Origin of the sequence: Prevotella sp. CAG:592 (genome assembly GCF_000436015.1) — a bacterium.
In the GTDB taxonomy this organism is placed as follows: Bacteria; Bacteroidota; Bacteroidia; order Bacteroidales; family Bacteroidaceae; genus Prevotella; species Prevotella pectinovora.
Map to the genome: position 1 here is coordinate 11,418 of NZ_FR892602.1, position 2,180 is coordinate 13,597.

At 54.4% G+C, this 2,180-nt stretch carries 1 protein-coding gene and 1 pseudogene (1 of these 2 only partly in view); both read right to left on the reverse strand.

Annotated features, from left to right (window positions below):
- Window positions 1-1,360: substrate-binding domain-containing protein (locus tag QVO99_RS08060; protein ID WP_288177066.1), on the reverse strand; the 1,360-nt coding region annotated here is incomplete at its 3' end.
- 75 nt (window positions 1,361-1,435) lie between these two features.
- A pseudogene (locus QVO99_RS08065) lies at window positions 1,436-2,180 on the reverse strand (MFS transporter); it runs 451 nt beyond the window's last position.

Genomic DNA, 2,180 nt, shown 5'->3' on the forward strand with positions numbered 1-2,180 from the left:
GGAACTCCAGTATCTCACTCACCATCTGGGAGAGGATTCCCACGTTGCGACGTATCATCTCAACGAGTTTCCGCATTTCGCCACTGATGGTGGGACTATCCGCCAAGCGTTCGGCAGGTCCGGAGATGAGGGTGAGCGGAGTGCGCAGCTCATGGGAGATGTTGGTGAAGAAGCGCAACTGCGTCTGAGTCATCCTCTCCATGTCGTCGGTCATCTTCTTCTGCTTCTGAATGCTCTCCTGCAGCTGGGTATTGTATCGCTTCTTTGCCAGATATGCCTTCAGGGCAAGCACACAGACGATGATGAGCATCGCCACGAGGAAGAGTAGCATGAAGAGATAGCTGCGCTGGGTGTCGAAGGCATTGGTGGTGTTTTCCACCCTGCGGCTCAGCGATATCAGATTGTCGCTCTGGCGCTTTATTTCTTCGTCTTGCATGAGCAGCACGTTAGCGTTGTCGGTGGTGACGAGCGCCGAGGAGAGGAGGTTTTCTCTCTTGAACTTCCTCTTCTCTAATATGTCCAACGCCAGCTGCAACACTTTGTCGCCCCGTGTGGGATAGATATACGAAGCCAGCAGTTCGCCGTCTCTCACCATCTGCAGTCCGCCGCCTTCGAGCGCCACGGCGTCGATGCCGAGAAACTTTATCTTGTCGAGATCCAGATGATGCTTCCTGGCTGCCTCTATCGCCCCTTTTGCCATGCGGTCGTTATGGGCGAAGACGTAGTCGAACTCGGCGTGAGGACCCGACAGAAGGGAGTCCATCAGATGGTAGGCTCTCTCTTGGGTCCAGTCTGCCATCAGATGGCCCACGATATCCATGTTGGGATGAAGGGCTGCCTCATGATCGAAACCGTCCAGACGGGATTTTGCCGGCGACGACGACTGCAGACCGCAGATCTCGAGAATGCGTCCGCTCCCGTCGATACGAGAGGAGAGGAACTTTGCGATGTTGCGTCCCATCTCCTCGTTTTCGGCACCGATATATGCGGTGTATTTGGAGGATGACGTGCGGCGGTCGAACATTATCACCGGTATTCCCTTGTCGTAGGCTCTGTCCATTGCCTTCGCCACATCTCCCTGTATCGGCGCTACGATCAAGAGGTCTACGCCCTGTTCCACCAACTTGTCTATCTGCTTTATCTGTTTATCCACATCATCGTCGGCAGAGACGATACGGAGTTCTATGTTGTCATGGGGTAAGGTGGCGATGCGGAGTTCATCGTTCATCTTTTTGCGCCAAATGTCCTCGCTGCACTGCGACACGCCGATGACGTATTTGGGAGTGCGTTTTCCGCATGATATGAATGCGATGACGAGCAGTGCCGCCAGCATCCAGCGTATTGGATTCAGAGTTTTCATAAGCAGTAGTATTATACGGTTTTGCATCAGCTGATGCTTTTTTATTGGATATTATCTTATGGGTGTCTGCAACGGCTATTTCTTCCGGGTATCCGGAAGCAGTCCGGCCACGATGCCGAGCAGCGGGAGGAAGGCGCTGACACGGAAGATATAGTCAACGCTGGTCTTGTCGGCGAGCCATCCGAAGAAGGCGGCCCCCAGACCGCCAAGGCCGAACATCAGTCCGAAGAAGATGCCGGCGATGAGTCCGAGCTTGTCGGGCATGAGGTCGGTGGCATACACCACGATGGAGGAGAACGCCGAAGCTATGACAAGTCCTGACATGAACGCCATGACCACCGTGAGCCACAGGCTATCTACAAACGGCAGCGCCAAGGCGAAAGGAGCTGCACCGAGGATGGAGAACCATATCACGTACTTCCTGCCGAAACGGTCGCCGAATATGCCGCCAGCCACCGTGCCGATGGCGAATGCAGCGAGGAAGGCGAAGAGGCAGAGCTGTGAGGTCTGCACACTGACATGGAATTTGTCGATGAGGAAGAATGTGAAATAGTTGGTGATGCATGCCGTATAGAAGTATTTTGAGAATACCAGCACCACGAGGATAATGAGCGCCATGTGTTTGCTACGCTCCGAGATGCTCGTGTTGGGAGCTGGGGCGGCGATGGAATGATCCTCTCGGTAGGCTATCAACGCCTTATACCATCTGCCCACCTTCAGCATTATCAGCGAAGCGAATATTGCAGCGATGGCAAACCAGGAGATTGCCCACTGTCCGAAAGGGAGCACTATGACTGCCGCCAACAGCGGTCCGACGGCC